Origin of the sequence: Mesorhizobium sp. M0052 (genome assembly GCF_040323255.1) — a bacterium.
Taxonomy (GTDB): domain Bacteria; phylum Pseudomonadota; class Alphaproteobacteria; order Rhizobiales; family Rhizobiaceae; genus Mesorhizobium.
This window is the reverse complement of record NZ_JAMYUS010000059.1, coordinates 1-1,205: the sequence shown is the minus strand read 5'-3', so window position 1 is coordinate 1,205 and position 1,205 is coordinate 1. Positions and strand designations below refer to the sequence as shown.

The following is a 1,205-nucleotide window of genomic DNA, read 5'->3' as shown; positions in this document are numbered from 1 at the left end:
AGGGCGGTCATGGCAGGCTGGTGATGTTCAACGTCACCGATTCCCTGGAAGGAACGCCACCATGACCAAGACAGAAGGTAAATCGGCCAGCGCTGCCGTCAAAGACATTCTGCTTTCGAACCCGGAGGGGCTGCACGAAGTGATCCGTTCGGTAATGCAGGAGGTTCTCGAGGCCGAGATGGAGGAGGCGCTGGGTGCTTCGAAGGGCGAACGCACGCCTGAGCGCCTTGGGCATCGCTCGGGTTACTACGGCCGCACCCTGGTCACCCGGGTGGGCAAGCTTGAGCTGCGGGTTCCACAGGACCGGGCGGGTCACTTCTCCACCGAGCTGTTCGAGCGCTACCAGCGTTCGGAGCGGGCCTTGGTTGCGACGCTTGCGGAGATGTATGTGCAGGGCGTGTCGACCCGCAAGGTCAAGGCGATCACGGAAGAGCTGTGCGGTCATGCGTTCTCGGCTTCGTCGATCTCGGCCATCAACAAGCGCTTGGACGAGAGCCTGAAGGCGTTTGCCGAACGACCGCTTCAGGAGCCATTCCCCTACCTCATTCTCGATGCCCGCTACGAGAAAGTGCGCGAAGCCGGCATCGTGATGAGCCAGGCGGTGCTGATCGCGGTCGGCATCGACTGGGACGGGCGCCGGCAGATCCTGGCCGTGGAGATGGCCAATCGCGAGAGCCGCTCGGCCTGGAAGGACTTCCTCGTCGGCTTGAAACGACGCGGTCTCAAAGGCGTCGAACTGGCCGTGTCCGACGACCATGCCGGCCTGGTCGCGGCGATCGGCGAGGTGATCCCGGAAGCAGCATGGCAGCGCTGCTACGTCCACTTCCTCAGGAACGCGCTCGATCACCTGCCCAGGAAGCACGGCGACGATTGTCTGCAAGAACTGCGCTGGCTCTACGCGATCTCGCCGAGGCCAAGGCCGATCTCGCCGCGTGGCTGTCCAAATGGTCCGCCCGCTACCCGCGGCTGACCACCTGGGCGGAAGAAGCCATAGAACAGACGCTGACTTTCTTCCGGCTGCCGCGTCAGCATCACAAGCACCTCAAGTCCACCAACATGCTTGAACGGCTCAACGAGGAAATCCGCCGGCGCACCTATGTCGTGCGCATCTTCCCGAACGCCGAAAGCTGCCTGCGCCTGGTCAGGGCGCTGGCCGTCGAAACCAACGAAAACTGGATGGAGGCCAACCGCTATATCAACATGGA

1 pseudogene is annotated in these 1,205 nt (G+C 62.8%); it reads left to right on the top strand.

Going from position 1 to position 1,205, the window contains the following annotated elements:
* Positions 1-61: 61 nt before the first annotated feature.
* Positions 62-1,205, top strand: a pseudogene (locus tag NKJ77_RS32315) (IS256 family transposase); the annotation flags it as partial.